The organism is Paracoccus methylovorus (assembly GCF_016919705.1).
Taxonomy (GTDB): Bacteria; Pseudomonadota; Alphaproteobacteria; order Rhodobacterales; family Rhodobacteraceae; genus Paracoccus; species Paracoccus methylovorus.
Genome location: NZ_CP070368.1, coordinates 2022261 through 2041377, shown reverse-complemented (window position 1 = coordinate 2041377; position 19117 = coordinate 2022261). Strand labels below are relative to the sequence as shown.

Sequence of the window (19117 nt, the reverse complement as noted above, 5' to 3'; positions counted from 1 at the left end):
TGCTTTGGAGGGTGCCGCCTCGCAGCATGCATGTGTGCCGACCGACGGCGAAGGGCCGTTTTTTCATCCTCCCGCCAGCACCGCTTTTGCATACCGCTCCGGTGGCTGGACGGTGTGGCGGCTGAAGGCGGTGCTGAAGGTGCTCGCCGAGCCATAACCGACGCGTGCTGCGACCTCATCGAGCGCAAGGCTGCCCTGGCGCAAAAGATCGTGCGCCACGGCCATGCGCCAGGTGGTCAGGTATTCCATCGGCGGGCTGCCGACCATGCGGGTGAACCGCTCGAAGAAGGCCGAGCGCGACATGCCGGCCGTATTGGCGAGGTCGGGAACCGTCCAGGCGCGGGTGATGTCGCCATGCAGGCTGCGCAGGGCGCTGGCCATGCGCGGATCGGACAGGCCGCGCAGCAGGCCGGGTGCCGCGGCTCCTTCCGGCGCGGCGCGCAACGCCTCGATCAGCAGGATCTCGACCAGACGCGCCAGGATCAGGTCGCGGCCCGCATCGTCGCGCGCAGCCTCCTCGCCCAGCATATGCACCAGCTGCGTCAGCCGCGGCACGCCGCGCAGGTGGATCATCCGGGGCAACAGCGTTACCAGCAGCGCCGCATCCGGCGCGGCAAAGGTGAACCAGCCGCCGAACTGCCGCATCTCGGGCGGGCCGTCCTGCCGGCCATGGCGAACCTCATGCTGCGGCGAGTCGGTGCGGGCGTCGATCCGGCGAAGCGGGCCGGGGGTTCAGGCTGGACATGCCGAAACGCGGCGTGGCGGGCAGCAGCACGAAGTCGCCGGCCTCGACGGTGACCGGGTCTTCACCCGCGACTGTCAGCCGGCAACTGCCCATCGTCATCGCCGCAAAGGCCGGGCGGCCGAATTCGGTATATTCAACCGCCCAGCGGCCTGCGGCGGTTATCCCCTTGGAGAACACCGCCTGCGGGCGCAGCAGCTCGATGACCTGGGCAAGCGGGTCAGACATTCAGGACTTTTACAAACTTAATCAGGACTTGTGATTGATAAACATCCTGATCATGCGCGCTACATTCCTGCTGTCAACTCAGGAGATCGTCATGAACACCGTCTTCATCACCGGCACCTCGTCGGGCTATGGGCTGGAAACCGCCCGCCATTTCCACGCGCAGGGCTGGCAGGTCATCGCCACCATGCGGACCCCGCGCGAGGGGCTGTTGCCCGAGGGCCTGCGCATTCTGCCGCTGGATGTCACCGACCCGGCCAGCATCGCCGCCACCATCAAGGCCGCCGGTCCCATCGACGTGCTGGTGAACAATGCCGGCATCGGCCTTGTCGGCGCCTTCGAGGCCGCGCCGATGGATTACGTCCGCAAGCTGTTCGAGACCAACACCTTCGGCACCATGGCCATGGTGCAGGCGATGATCCCGCAGATGCGGACGCGGCGGTCGGGCGTGATCGTCAACGTCACCTCCAGCGTGACGCTGGCGCCGATGCCGCTGGCTGCCGCCTATACCGCCAGCAAGCAGGCGATCAAGGGCTTTACCGGATCGCTGGCGCATGAACTGGCGGCCTTCGGTGTGCGGGCAAAGCTGGTCGAGCCGGGCTATGCGCCGACCACGCGGTTTTCACAGAACATCGACTTCGCCATCGAGGACATGATCCCCCCGGCCTATGCTGATTTCGCCGCGCCGGTCTTTGCCGCCTTCGCCAGCCCGGCCCTGATCACGAGGGAAACCGACGTGGCCGAGGCGGTGTTCCGGGCCGCAACTGATGGCACCGACCGGCTGCGCTATCCGGCTGGAGCGGATGCGGTGGCGCTGGCGGCCTGATGCAGGGCAGGGAAGGACCGCCAGGTTCAGCCCGGCAAGGTGACCACCATGGCACCGCGGTCCGTCGCAACGACCGTATGTTCGTATTGCACAACAGGAGCCGATGGCGCGCTGTAAAGCGTCCAGCCGTCGTCTGCCTCCGTCGCCCAGAGGCCGCCTTTGGACAGGAACGGTTCGACCGTCAGCACAAGCCCCCTGTGGATGCGTCGCCGTTCATCGCGCGCGGGCCAGGTCGGAATTTCCGCAGGCTCTTCGTGCAGCGCCCTGCCGATGCCATGGCTGGCAAGGTTGCGGATCAGCGTATAGCCGCGCCGCTCTGCAAACTTGCCGATGGCGCGGCCGATGCCCGCAAGCGGCCGACCGCTGCCGACCTGGGCGATGCCGATCTGCATCGCCTGCCTGCCATCGCGGCACAGCCGATCCAGCGAGGGGCGCATGGGCGCGACGCGATATGTGGCGCCGGTATCTGCGAAATAGCCGTTTCTGGAGGCCGAGACGTCGATATTCACCAGATCGCCCGCCGCGATCATTCTGTCACCGGGGATGCCATGGGCGATTTCCTCGTTCACGCTGATGCAAGTTGCGCCGGGAAAATTATAGGTGGATTGCGGCGCCGAAACGGCGCCCTCACGTTCCAGCATCGCACGGCCGATCTCGTCCAGCTCGCGAGTGGTCATGCCGGGTTCCATCGCTTTCGCCATGGCCTGCATGGTGTTGGCGACGATCCGGCCGATCTCCTTCAACCCGTCGAGTTCGTCCTGATTGGTGATCGTCATCGCCTGTTCCCGCTTCGATCAGGTGCTGCAACCGACATCATAGCGGTGACGCGTGGCGATGTCCCGCATCACTGTCTTGACCGCCGCTCCAAATCGTAACATATATAGTTACATGAAGCGCGACAGCCGCCTTTCCTCGGTCCTCCATGCCCTGCTGCACATGGCGGAACATGACGGACCCATGACCTCCGAGGCGCTTGGCCGGTGCCTCGGCACCAATCCGGTGGTGGTGCGCCGCACCATGGGGCTGTTGCGCGAGGTGGGGTTGGTCACGGCCGAGCGGGGGCACGCCGGGGGCTGGCGCATCTCGGCCGACCTGGCGGCGGTCAGCCTGCGCCGGCTGCACGAGGCCCTGGGCGAGCCGGCGATCTTTGCCATCGGCAACCGCAACGAGACGCCGGAATGCCTGGTTGAGCAATCGGTCAATGCCGCGCTGGATGGCGCTTTTGCCGAGGCCGAGGCGATGCTGCTGGAACGTTTCGCCGACGTGACGCTGGCCGATCTGGCCGAGGATTTCGCCCGCAGCCATGCGCAAAGGCGGGCGACGAAGGAGTAGGACATGCAGGACGTGATCGTGATCGGCGGCAGCTATGCCGGAATGGCCGCCGCCCTGCAGCCGGCGCGTGCGCGCCGCAAGGTGCGGGTGATCGATGCCGGACAGCGGCGCAACCGCTTCGCCCGCCATTCGCACGGGTTTCTGGGGCAGGACGGGATTGATCCGGCGCAGATTTGGGCCGCGGCGCGACAACAGTTGCTGACCTATCCGACCCTGCGCTGGATCGAGGGCGAGGCCGTCGCGATCTCGGGGCGCAAGGACGATTTCCGGCTGGCCACGGCGGATGGCACGGCCCATGCCGGCCGCCGCATCCTGCTGGCCACCGGGGTCCGAGACCTGCTTCCCGACATTCCGGGCCTGCCGGAGCGATGGGGCAAGACGGTGTTCCATTGCCCCTATTGCCACGGCTACGAGCTGGACCAGGGCCGGATCGGGGTCATCGCCGCCGGCGCGATGTCGCCGCATCAGGCGCAGCTGCTGCCGGAATGGGGCGAGGTCACCTTCCTGACCAACGGCGCGCTGACACTGGAGCCGGAGCAGCGCGAAGACTTGCGCAGCCGCGGCGTCGCCGTCGAGGAAACCCCCATCGCCCGGATTGCGGGCGCGGCCGAGGTGGAACTGCGCGACGGCCGGGTGCTGCCCTTCGCCGGTCTTTTCACCGCGACCCGGACCGAGCCGGCCAGCCCGCTGGCCGAGGCCGCCGGCTGCGAGGTGATCGAGACGCCGATGGGCCGCCAGGTCCTGACGGATGAGACGAAGGAAACCAGCCTTCCCGGCATCTTCGCCTGCGGCGACGTCGCGCGGGCGCCGCATTCCGTCTCGCTGGCGGTGGGGGACGGCGCTTGGGCCGGGGCACAGCTGCATCGCTCGCTGGTCTGGCCGGAATGAGCGGCGCGACCCATATGGGCGACGCCGCTAGCTATGCCGCGCGTGTCGCGCGCCATGTGCCGGGGCTCAAGGACTTGCACCGTATGGCCGGGCTGCTGCTGGCCGAGCGCGTGCCCGAGGCGGGCCGTGTCCTGGTCCTCGGCGCAGGCGGCGGGCTGGAGCTGCGCGCCTTCGCCAGGGCTTATCCGGGCTGGCGCTTCGACGGCGTCGATCCCTCGGCCGGGATGATCCGGCAGGCACGGGACACCCTCGGTCAAGATGACGACCGGGTGACGTTTCATCAGGGCTATATCGATGACGCCCCCGAAGGCCCCTTCGACGGTGCGACCTGCCTGCTGACCCTGCATTTCCTGCCGCGCGAGGAACGCCTGCGCACCCTGCGCCAGCTGCATCGCCGCCTTCGCCCCGCGGCGCTCTTCGTCATGGCCCATCACAGTTTTCCGCAGGCGGACGGCCTGCAGGATCTGTGGCTGCGGCGCAATGCGGCCTGGCTGGTCTCGGGCGGCGTTCCCGAGGCGCAGGCCATGGCCGGCATGGCCACGATGAAAGAGCGCCTGCCGGTCCTTGCGCCCGAGGAGGATGCCGCGCTTCTGGCGGCGGCGGGCTTCCGCGAGGTCCAGCTGTTCTATGCCGCCCTTACCTTCAAGGGCTGGATCGCCTGGGCGTGACGGGCTGGAGCCAGTCCGCCTATACTTCCCTCTGCGGCGCGAGAAAGCGTCGCACCATCAGGGTCAGCAAGTCGCGGCTGGCGGCGAAGTCGAGGCCCTCGACCATCAGCGGCAGCATCGGCGCGGCATCGACCACCGCGATCAGCATCGCCGCCACCTGGTCGGGGTCCAGCCCCGCGTCCACTTCGCCCTTCGCCTGACCCGCGCGCAAAGTCTGCGACAAAACCGCGTGCACACCGCTGGTGTTTTCGCGCAGGATCGCCCGGATGCGCGGGTTGCGCCCGGCCTCGGCCAAGAGCTCGAACAGGATGCGGCAGTGATCGACATCGCCCCAGCCCTGCATCGACCAGATCTCGGACAAGAGGACGGTCGAGGTGTTCGCACCCTCGGGCTGATCGGCAAAATAACCATGCAGGCGGCGCAGGTAATCCTCGGCCATCGCCTCGACGATCACCTCTTTCGAGGCGAAGTAATGGTAGAGATGGCCGGGGCTGATCCCGGCCTCCTTGCAGATCATCGCCGTCGAGGCGCCGCGCAGCCCCTCGCGCAGAAAGCAGCAATGCGCGGCCTCCAGCAGTTCGAGCCGCTTTTCCTCGTGCTTCTCGGGATCGACCTTGCGTGCCATGGCTGGAATATTCCTTGAGTGATCACTCTATTTATATATTGACGCCGCCTATTAGTTAAATAGACTGATCGCACTACGAATGACAGGGGTTTTGCAGACGCCGCATCCATGCGGGCGGCAGGCCCCGCCATGCCTGAATTGCGAGGACGCATGAACACGACAAGGCACCGGGCCGGTGCCGGCCTCGGGCTGCTTCTGGCTGCCTTTTTCCTGTACGGCGCCTTGGGGGAACCTGCTTCTCTCGGTCGAGAACGAGGCCGCCTATGCCCGCTGGGGCTATCCCGGCTGGTTCCACTATGTGACCGCCGCGCTGGAATTGCTGGCGGCGATCTTGCTGCCGCGCGCGCCGACCCGGCCTTATGGCGCGGGGCTGGGGGCCTGCATCATGGCGGCGGCGGCGCTGACCACGCTGATCCATGCCGAATACGATCACAGCATCGCGCCGCTGGTCGCGCTGTCCGTCGCGCTGATCGTGCTGGCCCTGTCCTGGCCGCGCAGGGCCTGATTCACCAAGGCAGAGAGAGAACCGAAATGACACAAGACAGATCCGACCGCCGCCGCGGCGGATACCGGCGGCGCATGGGCCGATCTCTTCACGGGCCGCAACCTTGCCGTGGTCACGGTGATGGGGGGCGGGGCTCTTGATGACGGCGGGGCAGGGTAGCGCGCAAAGCGCCGCAACCTGAGTCAGCCTCGGCATCGCCGCGCTTTGCCTGCCCGGTTTTGGTCGCCCGCCTTCTGCTTCTGTATGATCGGGCATGAAGGCAGGCCGCCGGGCCCACCTCGCGCACCGCTCCCGATTGTCGGGACCGATCCAGAGGGCGAGGGCATGGGCGTACCGCATTTCATCGAACATCGCAGCGAGCGGCTCAACATGCTGGTGCGCGGCGCAAACCATCCGCCGCCGCCGCCCTCCGAAGCGGTTACATCGCTCGAGGCCGGGCTTTATGTCACCGTGCTGATCTATGGCGGGGTCGAGTTGCAATGCGCTGATATGATCAGCACCCCGCGCTCGACCGGGATGCTGGTCTTTGCCGTGCGAGAAGAGGTTCCCTGGGTCGCGCATGGGCAGGCGACCCATCTGCGGGCGGTGGGGGCGACGATGTATCGGCCGGATCTGCGGGTGCGCGGGCTGGATCCTGGTTCGACGGTCTGTTCACAGGCGAGGAAAAGCTGCGCCAGATCCAGGATGCCGCAGATCCGCGATGCCGTTGCCAGACGGCCCCGATATCCCTTGCGACTTCTTTGCCGGCGGGCCGGATTACGAGATGTATTGCTGCAAGCAGGCGGTGCCTGGATATAGCCTCGAGTTCGAAATCGCCGGCAGCTGGAGGATACGTCACGATCTCTGCCTCATCGGCACTGCTTTTGTGTCGTTACCCTATGCTGGGCAGGGTGCTTGAAGAAGGATTATCATCAGACTAGACTTCAAACCAGTTGATGGAGATTCGCATGCGCGAGATCGGTGCCTTCGAGGCCAAAACGCATCTGTCGGAGCTTCTTGCCGCCGCAAAGGCAGGCGAGACGGTGACGATTACCCGGCGCGGCCAGCCCGTCGCTCGCTTGGTGCCTCCAGCAAACAATGACCGCACCGCCGCCCTGCTTCGCATGGCTGAATTGCGCAGCAGGCTCGCGGCAAGAGATGTGCGGCTTGGAATCGACGATATTCTTTCGGCGCGAGACGAAGGCCGCCGCTGATGCTGGTCATCGATGCTTCGGCGTTGATTGCGTGGGTCATGCCGGATGAGTCTGGCGTGGATCTGGCTTCTCTGGCCGAGAGGCACGAAGAAATCGGTGCACCTTGGTTGCTGTGGGCCGAGTTGCGTAACATCCTGGTCGTCAACGAGCGCCGGGGGCGGCTACCGGCAGGCGCCGCCGAGCAGATCAGCGAGGCGGTGGATGCCTTTGGGGTGCAACTGGCCCCTAGGTCATGTTGACAAATGGCGGAGCCAGAGGCGGATCGACGTGATGTCGATGAAGCCCAGGAAGCTTTCGGCGGTCTTGTCGTAGCGGGTGGCGACGCGACGGGCATTCTTGAGCTTGTTGAAGCACCGCTCAACGAGATTGCGCAGGCGGTAGAGCCTGCGGTCAACGGCGACCCGTAGCTTCCGGGTTTTGCGCATGGGGATGACCGGCACCACGTCGCGCACCTCCATGGTCTTGCGGATGTTGTCGGAGTCGTAGCCGCGGTCTGCGAGCAGAACGCTTGGCTCGGGCAGGTTGTCAGCCATGACCAGATCGAAGCCGAGGTAGTCCGATGTCTGCCCGGCCGTGATCTCGGTTCTCATGGGCAGGCCTGCCGCATTGACCCGCAGATGGATCTTGGTCGTGAAGCCACCTCGCGAGCGGCCGAAACCTTGGCGCGGAGTCCCCCTTTTGCGCCCGCTGCCTGATGATGAGCGCGAACCACGGTGCTGTCGATCATCTGCAGCGCATCCGGCACGATCCGGCTCTCGTTCAGCGCCTCCAGGATCTGTTCCCACAGCCCCGCCAACGTCCAGCGCCGGAACTGCCGATAGACAGACGACCATTTGCCGAACTCTTCCGGCAGGTCGCGCCAGGGCGACCCCGTTCGGGCGATCCAGAAAATCCCATCCAGAACAAGCCGATGGTTCGTGGGCTTGCGGCCGTTCGGAGAACGGACAGCCAGGATGAAGCGTTCAAAGAACGCCCACTCGTCGTTCGACATCAGGTTTCGTGCCACGCTGGTCTCCATTGCAGATACCAGCTTGAATCACGATCACCGCGCCCGGTGAATCCCTTTTGTCAACACGCCCTAGAGATGATACATCTGGGTAACATATTGCTTCTCTGCGCCCGATGAGATACATCTACGTATCATTCGTGCGAGGATTTCATAGCCCTGTCCATGGCTGAAGAACGTCTGGCTCGGGAGTTCGGCGCAGCCATCCGAGCGCGCCGCAAGGCGCTGGGGATGCGGATCGGCAATCTGTTCCCCGAGGGGCTGAAGCCTTCCGCCCCCCAGCTTCCACCGTTGTAAGCGCTTGACCCATGCAGTTGCTCTATGAGCGTTATCCCGTTGGCGAGATCATCACGGGAGACACCACCGCCCCGGCGTTCCGCTATGATCCCGCGTGGCTGGCACAGGGCGGTGCCCTTTCGCTCTCTACAACCCTGCCGCTTCAGTCCCAACCATGGGGCTGGCCGGTGCTCGCCCCTTGGCTGATCAATCTGCTGCCCGAGGACAATCATACCATCCGCATGATGGCGCGCATTCTTGATGTGCCTCATACCGATGTGCTGGCCCTTCTGGGACGGGTAGGACGTGACACCTCAGGGGCGATTTCTTTCGCTGAGCGCGGCGGGACTGGCTGTGAGGTGCGAGAGGTTGCCTCCGAAGACGAACTTGAACGGATCATTGGCGAGCTTCCGCGAAAGCCGTTCCTTGTAGGGGAAGACGGGGTCTCCATGTTGCTTGCCGGGGTGCAGAGCAAGCTGGCCGTGCGTGTGCTGGAGCGCGGTGGCATCGCCATCCCGGTCAACGGCACGGCCTCAAGCCATATCCTGAAGCCGGCCAGCGACCGCCTCTGGGGTGGCGTGCAGAATGAGGCACTGTGCCTGACACTGGCGCGGCTGGTCGGCCTGCGGGCGCCGGATGTCAGCACGGGCAGGGCGGGTCAGCGGCTTTATCTGCTGGTCGGACGCTATGATCGCGTGCCGCAGGGCGAGGCCCTGCGTCGGCTGCATCAGGAGGATTTCTGTCAAGCGCTTGGCCTGCCGCCATCGGCAAAATACCAGCACAACCAGACGAGCGGCCCGAAAGTCAGCTTTGCCGCCATGATGGACCGGCTGCGCGCCATCGGCGGCACGGGCGAGGTGTTCCGGCTCTGGGATGCCATGGTCTTCAACGTGCTGTGCTGCAACACGGACGCGCATCTGAAGAACTATTCCATCTGATCCGGGGCGATGGCATCGAGCTTGCCCCCATTTACGATGTGATGGGCGCGAAGGTCTGGCCCGGCATCACCGAGAACCTCGCGCTCGATGTCGATGATAAGCGCCGTGGCGAGTATATTAAGGGGTGGCACTGATCGCGCGAGGCGGAAAAATGCGGGCTCGCGCCGAGGGTGGCCCTGGGACGTGTGAGGGCGTTGGCCGAGGCGATTCAGGACCGGCTTGCCGATGCGAGAGCCGCCGTCGCGGCCATGCCGGCGGGGGACCATCCGATGCTTGACGAAGTCGAGAAGGCGATCCGGTCCAGATGTGGCAGCATCCTGAAGACGCTGGATCGGTAGCTGGCCGTGTAAGTTTTTATTGGCTCCGCCAATATTCCTATGATCAGTGCATGCCACATATCCCGGTGGTCGGTGCAATCCGATATGTTATTATAACATTGTGAAATCCATCGGAGAGACAGCAAGAACTACGCTGCAATACGAAACAGACCGCTACCACTATCTGTAGTAGGCGAGGTGGTGTGACTGGTTGAAGTGAATTACAAGTATTGATGGTGTAGACTTGCAACCATCTTTACTTGCTCGGGCAGCAAGTAAAGATTAAATCCTGCCTCCAAAACCAGATTTTCTGATATATCAGTGTATTAGGTCTCCTTCGGGAGGCTTTCTGCATTCTAGCCCAAACGCCCTGGAAGCATATTGGATGCAACAGGGGTACGTTCGGTCTGACCGCTCTGCCGCGGCATGAGAGTGCGGGATAGTGTCCACTATTAATGGTGGACACTATGGTGATGGCGTGGCGCGTCGGACAAAGTGGCTTTGGACGGAAGAGGAGAAGCGGTCGATCTGTTTCCAGACGACCGCGCCGGGCGTTTCGGTTGCGCAGGTTGCGCGGCGCTACGCGGTGAATGCCAATCTGATCTTCAAGTGGCTGCGCGATCTCCGCTCTACACCGAACCCGGCGTCGGTTCCGCCCTCGTCGGATGAGCCGCGCTTTTTGCCGGTGGAGATGAAGCAGGATCCGTTCGCCGGACATCTGTTCGTCTTCCGTGGTTGCCTGCCTCTGTGAGCACCTCCCCGAGAATCGGACAGTGACGGAAGCTACGATCTACCGTCTGCTGGTCTCCCAGGACGAGGAGATCAGAACATGTCGAAACGCAGGAACCATGATGCGGGCTTCAAGGCTCGCGTGGCGTTGGAAGCCCTGAAGGGCGAGCGCACCGTGTCGGAGCTGGCCGCAGAATACGGTGTGCATCCGACCATGATCCATCAGTGGAAGAAGGCGCTGCTCGAGGGGGCGTCGGGCATCGTCGAGCACGGCGGGAAGAAGAAGGCCGAGGTCGACGAGGAGACAGTGCGGTCGCAGCACGCCAAGATTGGAGAACTGGTGGTCGCCAACGATTTTTTGTCACGAAAGCTCAAGCCCTGGACCGGCAAGTGAGGCGCGGGATGATCGAACGTCACCACCCCACGCTGTCGATCGGGGCGCAATGCCGCCTACTGTCGATCTCAAGGTCGTCGTTCTACTACGCACCGCAGGGCGAGACCGAGGTGAACCTGGCATTGATGCGGCTGATCGACCGGCAGTTCCTGAAAACCCCGTTCTATGGCGTCCGCCAGATGACCCAGCACCTACGAGGGTCATCCCGGTAACCAGAAGCGCATCCGCCGCCTGATGCGGCTCATGCGATTGATGCCGATCTACCAGAAGCCAACACCAGCAAGCCAGCCAAGGGGCACAAGACCTACCCCTACCTGCTGGGCGGGCTGCGGGTCGATCGGCCCAGCCAAGTCTGGTGCGCCGATATCACATACCTGCCGATGCGGCAGGGCTTCCTCTATCTGGTCGCCGTCATGGACTGTTCACCCGCAAGGTTCTGGCCGGGCGCATCTCGAACACGCTGGAGGCCGACTTCTGCGTCGAGGCGCTGAAGGGGCCATTCACCGCTTCGGCGCGCCTGGGATCAGGAATACCGATCAGGGCTCGCAGTTCACGTCTTTCGCCTGGACCGACCGGCTGAAGCGGATCGGCGCCCGGATCTCGATGGACGGCAAGGGCCGGTGCCTCGACAACATCTTCATCGAACGGCTCTGGCGGTTCATCAAGCTATAATTATTTTACTTTAAAATCGTGCGCTTAATATAAAAAGCCGTATGACTTCGTCTCCGCCATCACCACCCCCACGAAAGATATCTCCCGCCTGCAAGGGTGCTATGACGGCAGCCCTGAACAGGACAAGAGTGACTGATTTATCTGTGTGGGGGACGGACAGGGAAACCCCTGCGGATGGGATACCTGCAGGGATACCACCTCAGCCAATCAGCCAATCAGCCAATGCGCAGCAAAGGCAATGGCGCAAAAGCCGACGAGCATGATGACCCAGTTCAGCAACACGGCCTTCCCAGATTGTGTCTGTCCTGGGGTGGGGACCGGTGTGGGTGCGGGCGATGCTTTGTCGGCAGGCGGTGTCTGGGCCTCAAACGGTGTCCGGCTCTTGGCCGGGGGTTCTTCGTGCGAATTCATCTTTCGTCCTTCGTGAACGCAAGGGTCGTGATCTGCCAACCCGCAACCGGGGGCAGAGGCGATCAGGCGGTCGTGCGAAGGATGGGGGGTGCGCGGGCGTGCGGTGCAAGCGGGCAGGTGCCTGCCCCTGTCGCGGAACGATAGGCATAGGCGACGGATGCCCCTGCACGGGGTGGCGGGCGCGCGAAACTTGGCGGCGGTAAGGCGGTTGCGGCCAGCGGGCGGATCTGCACCGCATCCTTGCGCGCGATCAGGTCGCGGCCGTGGATTGCCGTCAGATCGTTGGTGGAAAGGTTCAGTTGCGCAGTTTGGCTTGCCGCAGCGGTAACCTGTGGTCCCGGCAGTATGGCAACCAGCAGGGCCAGAAAAATTGCCAGCCACAACCGCGCCGCATGCGGCGGGTTTGCTGTGTCTGGGATCTGCGCGTCCGTCATGTCCCCGATTGATCCACGGTTTTGCGGTTGCGGACAAGACTTCGCGTTGCCACATGCGGCAGCGGGATCATGGGAGCGGGGTTAGGATAGCTTCGCGACAGACTCGGGCAAAAGGATGGATCCGGCCTTGCGCGCATAATGAAATGCCAGCCGCCCTAGATTGCCGCTTCATAGCGTGGCTGCACCGCGAGGGCCGCCTGCGGGCAATTCATTGTCTTGAATGCGTTATTTCTTGCGCTTTTTCTTGGGCGTCTCGGCGGAAGCTGCCGCCTCTTGTGCCAGTCTTGCGGCTTTCAGGGATGCCGTCAGTTCGTTCCTCTTGCGGGCTTGTTCATCAATGATGAGCTTTGCTTCAGAGGTCGTGCGATCCATGGCTGTAAGCGGTGCAGGGTCGCGGAATAGATTTCTCGCCTTGGTAGCCATGCGGGCCTCCCAGAGGGTTCAGCCCGGCCGGGACGGCCAGGCTGCTCAGCAGAAATCAGGCGAGTGCCAGATTGCTTGCCGATTGGCGGCCGTCGCGACCCGACTCGATGTCGAAAGTCACGGCCTGACCATCGGCGATGGTGCTCAGTCCGGCGCGCTCAACAGCCGAGATGTGCAGGAACACGTCTTTGCCGCCGTTCTCGGGTGCGATGAAGCCGAAGCCTTTGGTGGCGTTGAACCATTTCACGGTGCCATTGGCCATCGTGAGATCTCCTTTTGGATTTGTTGCTCGCGGAATGCAGCAACCCGGCTCAGTCAGTTCGAAAGCAGACTGAAGCCGAAAGGAGACAGGATGCAGAGAGAATCAACGTAGCCCCACATCTATGCCCGTTCCTGCCGGATAAAGCAAAGGAAACCTTTGGCTATGCCGGGCAAGAGGGCTAGAAACGGGTGCGATACCTTGGTCGCCCGCAGGCGAAAACCCGGAAAACCACGGGCTGGATCCGGGATTGGCGGGAAACCGCCGGCCGAAGTTCGTTTGCAAGAACGGCGGGGCATTACCCCGCCGTCTCACCTTCTGATGCTTCCAATGACATATACCGGCTAAGCGCAAAGGCCGCCTTGTTACGCCAAGCGCATCGGAAGAACTCGTGCGGCCAAGGGGCGTATGCCCAAGGCTCGCAGTGATACCGTGCCGCTCGGCCGTGCCGCGCGGATCATTGAAAGATGGGGTGGTTCAGGCGCAGTTTCACCCCGACAACCAAAGCTATCGCGCAATCGGCGGGGAACATTGGGAACTATTTTTCCGCGCGACAGGTTGGCCGTTTAGATGCCCGCTTGGGCAGCCTTTCGGGCACGCGCGCCCGACCGAACCCTGCACCTTGGGTTTTCACCGCGGTTCTTCGATCCTGGGCAGGAACCAAGCCAGCAATCCGGCCAGCGGCAGGAATGAGCACAGGCGAAAGACCGTTTCGACGCCGAAGCTATCGGCCATTCCGCCGAGGATTGCTGCGGCGATGCCGCCAAGGCCGAAGTTCAGGCCATAGAACAGCCCCCCGATCAGCCCGATGCGACCTGGCAAAAGCTCCATCGCGTAAATCAGGATCGAGGCGAATGCGCTGGCCATGATCAGGTTGATCATCACCGTCAGCACTCCGGTCCAGAACAGATCGGCAAAAGGCAGGATCAGGGTTAGCGGCAGCGGCCCCAGCACCGATATCCAGATGATGCGATAGCGCCCGATGCGGTCGCCGATGATCCCGCCGATCAGCGCCCCCGCCGCCGAGGCCAGCAGGAAGATGAACAGCATCATCTGCGCCGCGGGGATCGACAGCCCAAAGCGGTCCATCAAGTAAAAGGTGTAAAAAGAGCGAAAGCTTTCGCTGTAGGCGTTCTTGGAAAACATCAGCAGGGTAAGGACGACAAGCCCCACCCCGATGGTGAATGGGGCATGCTGGACAAGTCCGGTGCCGCCCGTCTTGCTGGCCGAACGCATTGCCACGAACTCGGCGCTGATCTGGCGTTGCTTGCTGCCGATCCAGACCAGCAGCATCATCGCCAGCAGGGCGGCAAGGGCGAACCACGCCAGACTCGGCTGGCCCCATGGTACGATGATCAGCGCCGCGAAGACCGGGCCAAGTGCGCCGCCCGCCTGACCGCCCACCTGAAACAGACCCTGCGCCAACCCCTGCCGCCCCCCGGCCGCATAGCGCGCCATCCGCGTGGCCTCGGGGTGGAAGATAGATGAGCCGATGCCGATCAGCGCGACCGAGACAAGGATGATCGCATAGCTGTGGGCAAAGGCCAGGCTGACCAGCCCGGACAAGGTGAACATCATGCCCACCACAGGCGAATAGGGGGCCGGATGACGGTCGGTCACCATGCCGATCACCGGTTGCAGCAGCGATCCGGCGATCTGGAAGGTCATGGTGATCATGCCGATCTGCACGAAATCCAGCGCATAGGTATCCTTGAGGATCGGATAGGCGGCAGGGATCAGCGATTGCATCAGGTCGTTCAGCAGATGCGACACGCCCAGCACCATAAGCACGGTCAGATGGGTTTTCGCACGCGCGGCGGGCATGGTGACGGTCGTCATGTTGGTGATCTTCGACTTTCTCGGGAATGGACGAGCGGCAGGTCGGGTTTTCCTGACCCTATCTGTGACCATAAACCGCACTGTGGACAAGGGGCCCAAGTCCAGGGCCGGTCATGCCCTGCGACCACCGCCACGAGTAGGGCCGTTGTTGCTGGGGGAAGGGGTCTGGAATGCTTGGGAGCCGACCGTGTCCGGATGCTTGAGGTTCGGCAGGGCTTAGCTTCGATGCGCATCAACGATCCCTATCGGAATCCTTGATCGAGAGGGGGATTTCCGCATACGCCAAGTCGAAGGGCCGCATTTGGCGGCCCTTCTGTTTGGATGATTGGGGGCAGGCAGGCTTTCGCCGTGCCTGCCAGTCGTTCAGCACCTGTCGATATGGCTGATGCTGACGCCGTTTTCGGCAAAGAACGCCTCAAGCCGGGCGTTGGATTCGGCAAAGCTGCCTTTTTTCCACTCCATGCGCCACTCGCCGGCCTCTTCATCGTAATGTGCTGCCGGAAAGGCGGTTTGAAAGCGTGCCGCCAACTTGCCCTTGCGCGGCATGTCGATGCCATGCTTCAGGCACATCTTGGTCAGTGTCACGGTTCCTGCATCGTCGCTCATCTGCTTATCCTTTCGAAAACCCAGTCAGTCCTGCGCCAGAACGATCTTGGGCGCGTATTTTCCAAAGAAGTGATAGCCTGACCCGCCTTGGGCCAGCACGTTGTGCAACGCATCGGAATCGGTGACGCGCACGGTGCCCAGAATCATGCCGCGCCGGACCAGAAAGGCGTCGGGCAGCATCGGAACGGTCGGACCGACCAGCACCACCCGCGCCTGGGGGTGGGCGCAGGCGATCAAGCCGGGCAGGCTGTCGTTGATCAGCGTCGTGCCGGTAATCAGCAGCACATCCGCCTGCGGCACGATCTCGGGATAGCTTTCGGCGGGGCGGAAATGCTCCATCTCATTCGGGCGCAGGGTGGCAGGGTCCTTTTCCAGCACGAAATGCCGCGCGCCGATGCCGCGCAGAGCCTTGAGGAACGGACCAAAGGCGCCGACCACCACCGCCGTTTCTTGGGGCTGGATGCGGGCGACATCAAACGCGTCCACCCCTTCGAGGATGCGATAGCCCCGCGGCCCGCGCCGTTCGGCGGCCAGATGCGCCAGCGCGTTCAGCGCGGCGATGCCGAGCGCACGGCGCAGGCCGGTGTGCGAAAGCGCCTCTTGCGCCAGCCGCAGCGCGCCCATGCCCCGCAATTTTCCCGGAAAGGGCATCGACATGGCCGATGAGGGGCAACAGACTGCCTCGGGGATCTCTTTCAGCGGCGTGGCGCACAGGCCGGTATGGCCGCTGTCCAGCGTAACGGCGATAAAGAACAGCCCAAGCGTGGCGCGGTCCACCTTGTGCACCGCGGCCTCTTGGTCGCCAAGGATGCCGGTTATCGCGTCAAGCGTCCGTTCAAGATGCGATGCGGTCATGCGAATGCCTTTCCTGCCAAGAGGGGCTCATGCAGCGCCACTCAGAATTGCGCGAATCTGGTCGTCGCTGAGCTTGGTGCCAAAGAAGTTTTCGTAAAACTCGCCCACCGTGGCGATCAACCCGGCCTCGGGGAAAAGGGCGGGGTGGAAATGCGAGGCCGCCCATAGCACCGTTAGCGGCTGCTCGACCGTTCGGTTGGCCCAGATATGCGCGCCCATCGGTGCGACAAGGACGCGGCCCTCTTTGACTGCGCGCAGTTGCGCCAGGTTGGGATTGTCGTTCAACTGGGTAACATGAGAGGGATCGCCGACAATGACGAAATCCGGATCGGCGGCCAGCACGACCTCGGTGGTCAGCGCCAGGGTTTCCTCGCTGCGGCCGTCGTTGGTGACGGAATCCCCGCCCGCCGCCGTGATCCACCATTCCGCAACCAGATGCGGCTGGGTCATATTGACCGGGTTGAGATAAAGCACCGAGGGTCGCTCTCCCGCGTTCTTAAGTCTGGTTGCGATCCCGGACAGCATGCCGTCGAACCATGCGGCATATTCCGGGCCGATATTTTCGTTACCCAGCAGATCGCCGACCAGCGCCACGCCGTCCTTGACATCCTCGGGGGTTTGGATGCGCAAAACCACGGTGGGAATCCCGTGCTGATCCAGCAGGTCGGCCACGTCCCGCGCAAATGTCAGCGTCACATCGGGATCAAGCGTCAACAACTCCTCCAGGGCCAGATTGCGTTCGGCATCCTCGACGCGGGGGCTTTGAGCAAGCTGTGGTGCGAAAACGTCCTGCCATGCCCAACGGCCCGATTGCCGCGCCCACGGCGGCAGGTCGTTGGCGATCAGCGCACCTTGTCCCGCGGCAAAGACAAAGCTGTTGATGACCGGAACCGAGCCCAGCGTCACCACGCTGTCGATCCGGTCGGGCACGGTGACGGTGCGGCCCGCCATGTCGGTGATATCGCGGGCCAGCGCGGCGCCGGACAAGCCAAGGGCAAGCAGCCCTGACAAAAGGGGGATTGCTTTAAGGAACATGTCTGCTCTCTGGTTGCGGTGACGGGAAAAGCGGTGCGCAGGCCAACGTGCCATCGGCATCCCGGATGATGCGGACGCCACGACCGTAAAGCGCGCTCAGATAACCGGGTTGCGCCAGATCCGCGACGGGACCCGCGCCATGGACCCGTCCCTCGCGCAGCGCGACGAAGCGGCTGCCGGCATGCAGGGCATGATCAGGGTGATGCGTGACCATCAGGATGCCCAACCCATCCCGCGCCAGTCCGACGATGATGTCCAGCAGCCGCAACTGATTGCCAAAATCCAAGCTGGCGGCAGGTTCGTCCAGGATCAGCAGCCGCGCCTGTTGCGCCAAAGCGCGTGCCAGCAGGCACAATTGCCGCTCGCCGCCGCTGATGGCTGAAAAGGACCGCTCGGCCAGATGCGCCAGCCCCACGCGGTCCAGGCAATCCATGGCGATGGCCTGATCGGCACGGCCCGGTATATCCAACCGTCCCAGATGCGGCGAGCGGCCCATGATCACCATTTCACGCACTAGATGGCCAAAGGCGGGCTGCGTCGCCTGCGGCACATACGCCATGCTGCGGGCCAGAGCGCGCGGGGAAAGGCTGTCAATGGGCCGCCCATCCAGCAGGATCGAGCCGCCTGAGGGGGTCAGCGCCCCGATCAGGCAACGCAGCAGCGTCGTCTTGCCGGCGCCGTTCGGGCCCAGCAGGCAAAGTACCTCTCCGGGGTCCAGCGAAAAGCCGATCTCCTGCAACGGTCGCGCACCGGCTCCGTGGGTGAAGGACAGGTCCGATACCGCCAGCCTCATGACCAGCCTGCCTTTGTGCGCAACAGCAACAGCAGAAACAGTGGTGCGCCGATCACGCTGGCGGTGATGCCCAACGGTATCTCCATTGTGGTGGCGCCGCGCGACAGGTTGTCCACCAGCAGCAGGAACAATGCACCGGTCAGCGCCGATACGGGCAGCAATCGCTCAAAGGACGAGCCGACGAGCAGCCGGGCGATATGCGGCACGACCAGCCCCACCCAACCGACGATTCCAGCGATCGAAACCGCCGCTGCGGACATCAGCGTGGCCGACAGGATCAATGCAAGACGGATCGCGCCGACGTCCACGCCAAGCATCCGTGCCTCTTCGCTGCCGACGCTCATCACGTTGACCTGCCAACGCAGAGCGTAAAGCACACTCAGCGCCAGCCCGATCAGCATCGCCACCAGGGGCAGGTCGGCAGATGTGACCCGGTTCAGCCCTCCCAGCAGCCAGAAGGTGATTGCCGGAAGCACATCCACCGGGTCGGCTATGATCTTCAGCACCGAGATCAGCGCCTGAAAAAAGGCCGCGATCACCACACCGACAAGCACCAGCACGATCAGCGAATGGCGATTTATGGCCTGACCCACGGCAAAGACCAGCCCCACCGCGCAAAGCCCCATGGCGAAAGCACCCGCCTGAATCGCCCATGCACCCAGATTCAGCGTCACCGCAAGCGAAGCGCCGAATCCCGCCCCAGCCGACACCCCCAGCACGTCCGGTGCCACGATAGGGTTGCGAAACAACGTCTGATAGGCTGCCCCCGCTGCGGCCAGCGCTGCCCCCACCAACATCGCGGCCAAAATGCGCGGCAGCCGGACATGAACCACGATCTGCTCGACGGCCGGCGTCCAATCCGCGGGGATTTCCCATATTTGCGCGACCAGTACCGCAAGAACCGTGCCGGGTGGTATGGAGACCCGGCCCAATCCCAGGGAAAGTACCGCCAGTCCCAAAAGCGTCAGCCCCAGCACAGGAACCACCGTCCGTTGCCGACGCATTGGCTGCGCCGCCGGATGCGGCGATTCGATAGAGGCCGGCCCGAGCATTCGCGTCACCTTGATTGTGGGCGACAAGAGTTGTTGGACGAAAACCGGTGCTTTATCCGTGCCCTGACCAACCC

General features: G+C 63.6%; 27 protein-coding genes and 1 pseudogene. 13 read left to right on the top strand and 15 right to left on the bottom strand.

Going from position 1 to position 19117, the window contains the following annotated elements:
* Nucleotides 1–63: 63 nt before the first annotated feature.
* On the bottom strand, nucleotides 64–645 hold the full coding sequence (locus JWJ88_RS21995; RefSeq protein WP_256439704.1) for a helix-turn-helix transcriptional regulator: 582 nt from the start codon (nucleotides 643–645) through the stop codon (nucleotides 64–66).
* 34 nt (nucleotides 646–679) lie between these two features.
* A complete protein-coding gene (locus tag JWJ88_RS21990; protein WP_256439703.1) occupies nucleotides 680–970 on the bottom strand; it encodes a cupin domain-containing protein in 291 nt (96 codons plus the stop codon).
* 91 nt (nucleotides 971–1061) lie between these two features.
* Between JWJ88_RS21990 and JWJ88_RS10205 the strand changes: the two genes are divergently transcribed.
* On the top strand, nucleotides 1062–1793 hold the full coding sequence (locus tag JWJ88_RS10205; RefSeq protein ID WP_205293956.1) for an SDR family oxidoreductase: 732 nt from the start codon (nucleotides 1062–1064) through the stop codon (nucleotides 1791–1793).
* A gap of 26 nt (nucleotides 1794–1819) precedes the next feature.
* Here JWJ88_RS10205 and map read toward each other — a convergent pair whose 3' ends face one another.
* Nucleotides 1820–2569, bottom strand: coding sequence for a type I methionyl aminopeptidase (gene map, locus JWJ88_RS10200; protein ID WP_205293955.1), 750 nt, complete (start codon nucleotides 2567–2569; stop codon nucleotides 1820–1822).
* Between the two features lie 112 nt (nucleotides 2570–2681).
* Here map and JWJ88_RS10195 point away from each other — a divergent pair, with 112 nt between their 5' ends.
* The 3 genes from JWJ88_RS10195 to JWJ88_RS10185 are packed head-to-tail and all read left to right on the top strand — an operon-like array spanning nucleotide 2682 to nucleotide 4681.
* Nucleotides 2682–3125, top strand: a complete 444-nt coding sequence (locus tag JWJ88_RS10195) for an RrF2 family transcriptional regulator (RefSeq protein ID WP_205293954.1) — start codon at nucleotides 2682–2684, stop codon at nucleotides 3123–3125.
* A gap of 3 nt (nucleotides 3126–3128) precedes the next feature.
* Entirely contained in the window at nucleotides 3129–4013 is an 885-nt protein-coding gene (locus JWJ88_RS10190; protein WP_205293953.1) for an NAD(P)/FAD-dependent oxidoreductase, read from the top strand.
* Nucleotides 4010–4681, top strand: a complete 672-nt coding sequence (locus JWJ88_RS10185) for a class I SAM-dependent methyltransferase (protein WP_205293952.1) — start codon at nucleotides 4010–4012, stop codon at nucleotides 4679–4681. The genes JWJ88_RS10190 and JWJ88_RS10185 overlap by 4 nt, the downstream gene beginning before the upstream one ends.
* Nucleotides 4682–4700: 19 nt before the next feature.
* Here JWJ88_RS10185 and JWJ88_RS10180 read toward each other — a convergent pair whose 3' ends face one another.
* A complete protein-coding gene (locus JWJ88_RS10180; protein WP_205293951.1) occupies nucleotides 4701–5306 on the bottom strand; it encodes a TetR/AcrR family transcriptional regulator in 606 nt (201 codons plus the stop codon).
* 175 nt (nucleotides 5307–5481) lie between these two features.
* Between JWJ88_RS10180 and JWJ88_RS10175 the strand changes: the two genes are divergently transcribed.
* From JWJ88_RS10175 to JWJ88_RS10160, 4 genes are all read left to right on the top strand, one after another.
* Nucleotides 5482–5811 carry a DoxX family protein gene (locus JWJ88_RS10175; RefSeq protein WP_240200157.1) on the top strand — a complete coding sequence of 110 codons (330 nt, stop codon included), beginning with the start codon at nucleotides 5482–5484 and terminating at the stop codon, nucleotides 5809–5811.
* Between the two features lie 324 nt (nucleotides 5812–6135).
* Nucleotides 6136–6609, top strand: coding sequence for a hypothetical protein (locus JWJ88_RS10170; protein WP_205293950.1), 474 nt, complete (start codon nucleotides 6136–6138; stop codon nucleotides 6607–6609).
* 149 nt (nucleotides 6610–6758) lie between these two features.
* Nucleotides 6759–7004 carry a type II toxin-antitoxin system Phd/YefM family antitoxin gene (locus JWJ88_RS10165; protein WP_205293949.1) on the top strand — a complete coding sequence of 82 codons (246 nt, stop codon included), beginning with the start codon at nucleotides 6759–6761 and terminating at the stop codon, nucleotides 7002–7004.
* On the top strand, nucleotides 7004–7243 hold the full coding sequence (locus tag JWJ88_RS10160; RefSeq protein ID WP_205293948.1) for a type II toxin-antitoxin system VapC family toxin: 240 nt from the start codon (nucleotides 7004–7006) through the stop codon (nucleotides 7241–7243). The genes JWJ88_RS10165 and JWJ88_RS10160 overlap by 1 nt, the downstream gene beginning before the upstream one ends.
* Here JWJ88_RS10160 and JWJ88_RS10155 read toward each other — a convergent pair.
* Nucleotides 7235–7995: pseudogene (locus JWJ88_RS10155) on the bottom strand (IS5 family transposase). The gene JWJ88_RS10160 and the pseudogene JWJ88_RS10155 overlap by 9 nt on opposite strands.
* Nucleotides 7996–8175: 180 nt before the next feature.
* On the opposite strand from JWJ88_RS10155, the gene JWJ88_RS21985 reads away from it, so the two are divergent.
* The 5 genes from JWJ88_RS21985 to JWJ88_RS10135 all read left to right on the top strand — a co-directional run bounded on the left by JWJ88_RS21985 (nucleotide 8176) and on the right by JWJ88_RS10135 (nucleotide 10876).
* A complete protein-coding gene (locus tag JWJ88_RS21985) occupies nucleotides 8176–8307 on the top strand; it encodes a hypothetical protein (RefSeq protein ID WP_256439702.1) in 132 nt (43 codons plus the stop codon).
* Nucleotides 8308–8318: 11 nt separating this feature from the next.
* Complete coding sequence (locus tag JWJ88_RS10150; RefSeq protein ID WP_205293947.1) at nucleotides 8319–9224, top strand: HipA domain-containing protein; 906 nt, start codon at nucleotides 8319–8321, stop codon at nucleotides 9222–9224.
* A gap of 795 nt (nucleotides 9225–10019) precedes the next feature.
* Nucleotides 10020–10292: a transposase gene (locus tag JWJ88_RS10145; protein ID WP_240200156.1), complete on the top strand. Its 273-nt coding sequence runs from the start codon at nucleotides 10020–10022 to the stop codon at nucleotides 10290–10292.
* A gap of 78 nt (nucleotides 10293–10370) precedes the next feature.
* Nucleotides 10371–10664 carry a transposase gene (locus JWJ88_RS10140; RefSeq protein WP_205293946.1) on the top strand — a complete coding sequence of 98 codons (294 nt, stop codon included), beginning with the start codon at nucleotides 10371–10373 and terminating at the stop codon, nucleotides 10662–10664.
* A gap of 8 nt (nucleotides 10665–10672) precedes the next feature.
* Nucleotides 10673–10876, top strand: coding sequence for a hypothetical protein (locus JWJ88_RS10135; protein WP_205293945.1), 204 nt, complete (start codon nucleotides 10673–10675; stop codon nucleotides 10874–10876).
* 667 nt (nucleotides 10877–11543) lie between these two features.
* Here the strand turns inward: JWJ88_RS10135 and JWJ88_RS10125 are convergent.
* The 10 genes from JWJ88_RS10125 to JWJ88_RS10080 all read right to left on the bottom strand — a co-directional run bounded on the left by JWJ88_RS10125 (nucleotide 11544) and on the right by JWJ88_RS10080 (nucleotide 19043).
* Entirely contained in the window at nucleotides 11544–11747 is a 204-nt protein-coding gene (locus JWJ88_RS10125; protein ID WP_205293943.1) for a hypothetical protein, read from the bottom strand.
* A gap of 62 nt (nucleotides 11748–11809) precedes the next feature.
* On the bottom strand, nucleotides 11810–12181 hold the full coding sequence (locus JWJ88_RS10120; RefSeq protein ID WP_205293942.1) for a hypothetical protein: 372 nt from the start codon (nucleotides 12179–12181) through the stop codon (nucleotides 11810–11812).
* A gap of 225 nt (nucleotides 12182–12406) precedes the next feature.
* On the bottom strand, nucleotides 12407–12604 hold the full coding sequence (locus JWJ88_RS10115; protein ID WP_205293941.1) for a hypothetical protein: 198 nt from the start codon (nucleotides 12602–12604) through the stop codon (nucleotides 12407–12409).
* Nucleotides 12605–12659: 55 nt separating this feature from the next.
* Complete coding sequence (locus JWJ88_RS10110; RefSeq protein WP_205293940.1) at nucleotides 12660–12866, bottom strand: cold-shock protein; 207 nt, start codon at nucleotides 12864–12866, stop codon at nucleotides 12660–12662.
* 627 nt (nucleotides 12867–13493) lie between these two features.
* Nucleotides 13494–14702 (bottom strand): MFS transporter, encoded by a 1209-nt coding sequence (locus tag JWJ88_RS10105; protein ID WP_205293939.1) that lies wholly within the window; start codon nucleotides 14700–14702, stop codon nucleotides 13494–13496.
* A gap of 363 nt (nucleotides 14703–15065) precedes the next feature.
* Nucleotides 15066–15308 carry a hypothetical protein gene (locus tag JWJ88_RS10100; RefSeq protein ID WP_205293938.1) on the bottom strand — a complete coding sequence of 81 codons (243 nt, stop codon included), beginning with the start codon at nucleotides 15306–15308 and terminating at the stop codon, nucleotides 15066–15068.
* A gap of 24 nt (nucleotides 15309–15332) precedes the next feature.
* On the bottom strand, nucleotides 15333–16163 hold the full coding sequence (locus JWJ88_RS10095; protein ID WP_205293937.1) for a DUF364 domain-containing protein: 831 nt from the start codon (nucleotides 16161–16163) through the stop codon (nucleotides 15333–15335).
* Nucleotides 16164–16190: 27 nt separating this feature from the next.
* Nucleotides 16191–17198: an ABC transporter substrate-binding protein gene (locus JWJ88_RS10090; protein ID WP_205293936.1), complete on the bottom strand. Its 1008-nt coding sequence runs from the start codon at nucleotides 17196–17198 to the stop codon at nucleotides 16191–16193.
* On the bottom strand, nucleotides 17188–17991 hold the full coding sequence (locus JWJ88_RS10085; RefSeq protein WP_205293935.1) for an ABC transporter ATP-binding protein: 804 nt from the start codon (nucleotides 17989–17991) through the stop codon (nucleotides 17188–17190). The genes JWJ88_RS10090 and JWJ88_RS10085 overlap by 11 nt, the downstream gene beginning before the upstream one ends.
* Entirely contained in the window at nucleotides 17988–19043 is a 1056-nt protein-coding gene (locus JWJ88_RS10080; protein WP_240200155.1) for a FecCD family ABC transporter permease, read from the bottom strand. The genes JWJ88_RS10085 and JWJ88_RS10080 overlap by 4 nt, the downstream gene beginning before the upstream one ends.
* Between the last annotated feature and the right edge of the window lie 74 nt (nucleotides 19044–19117).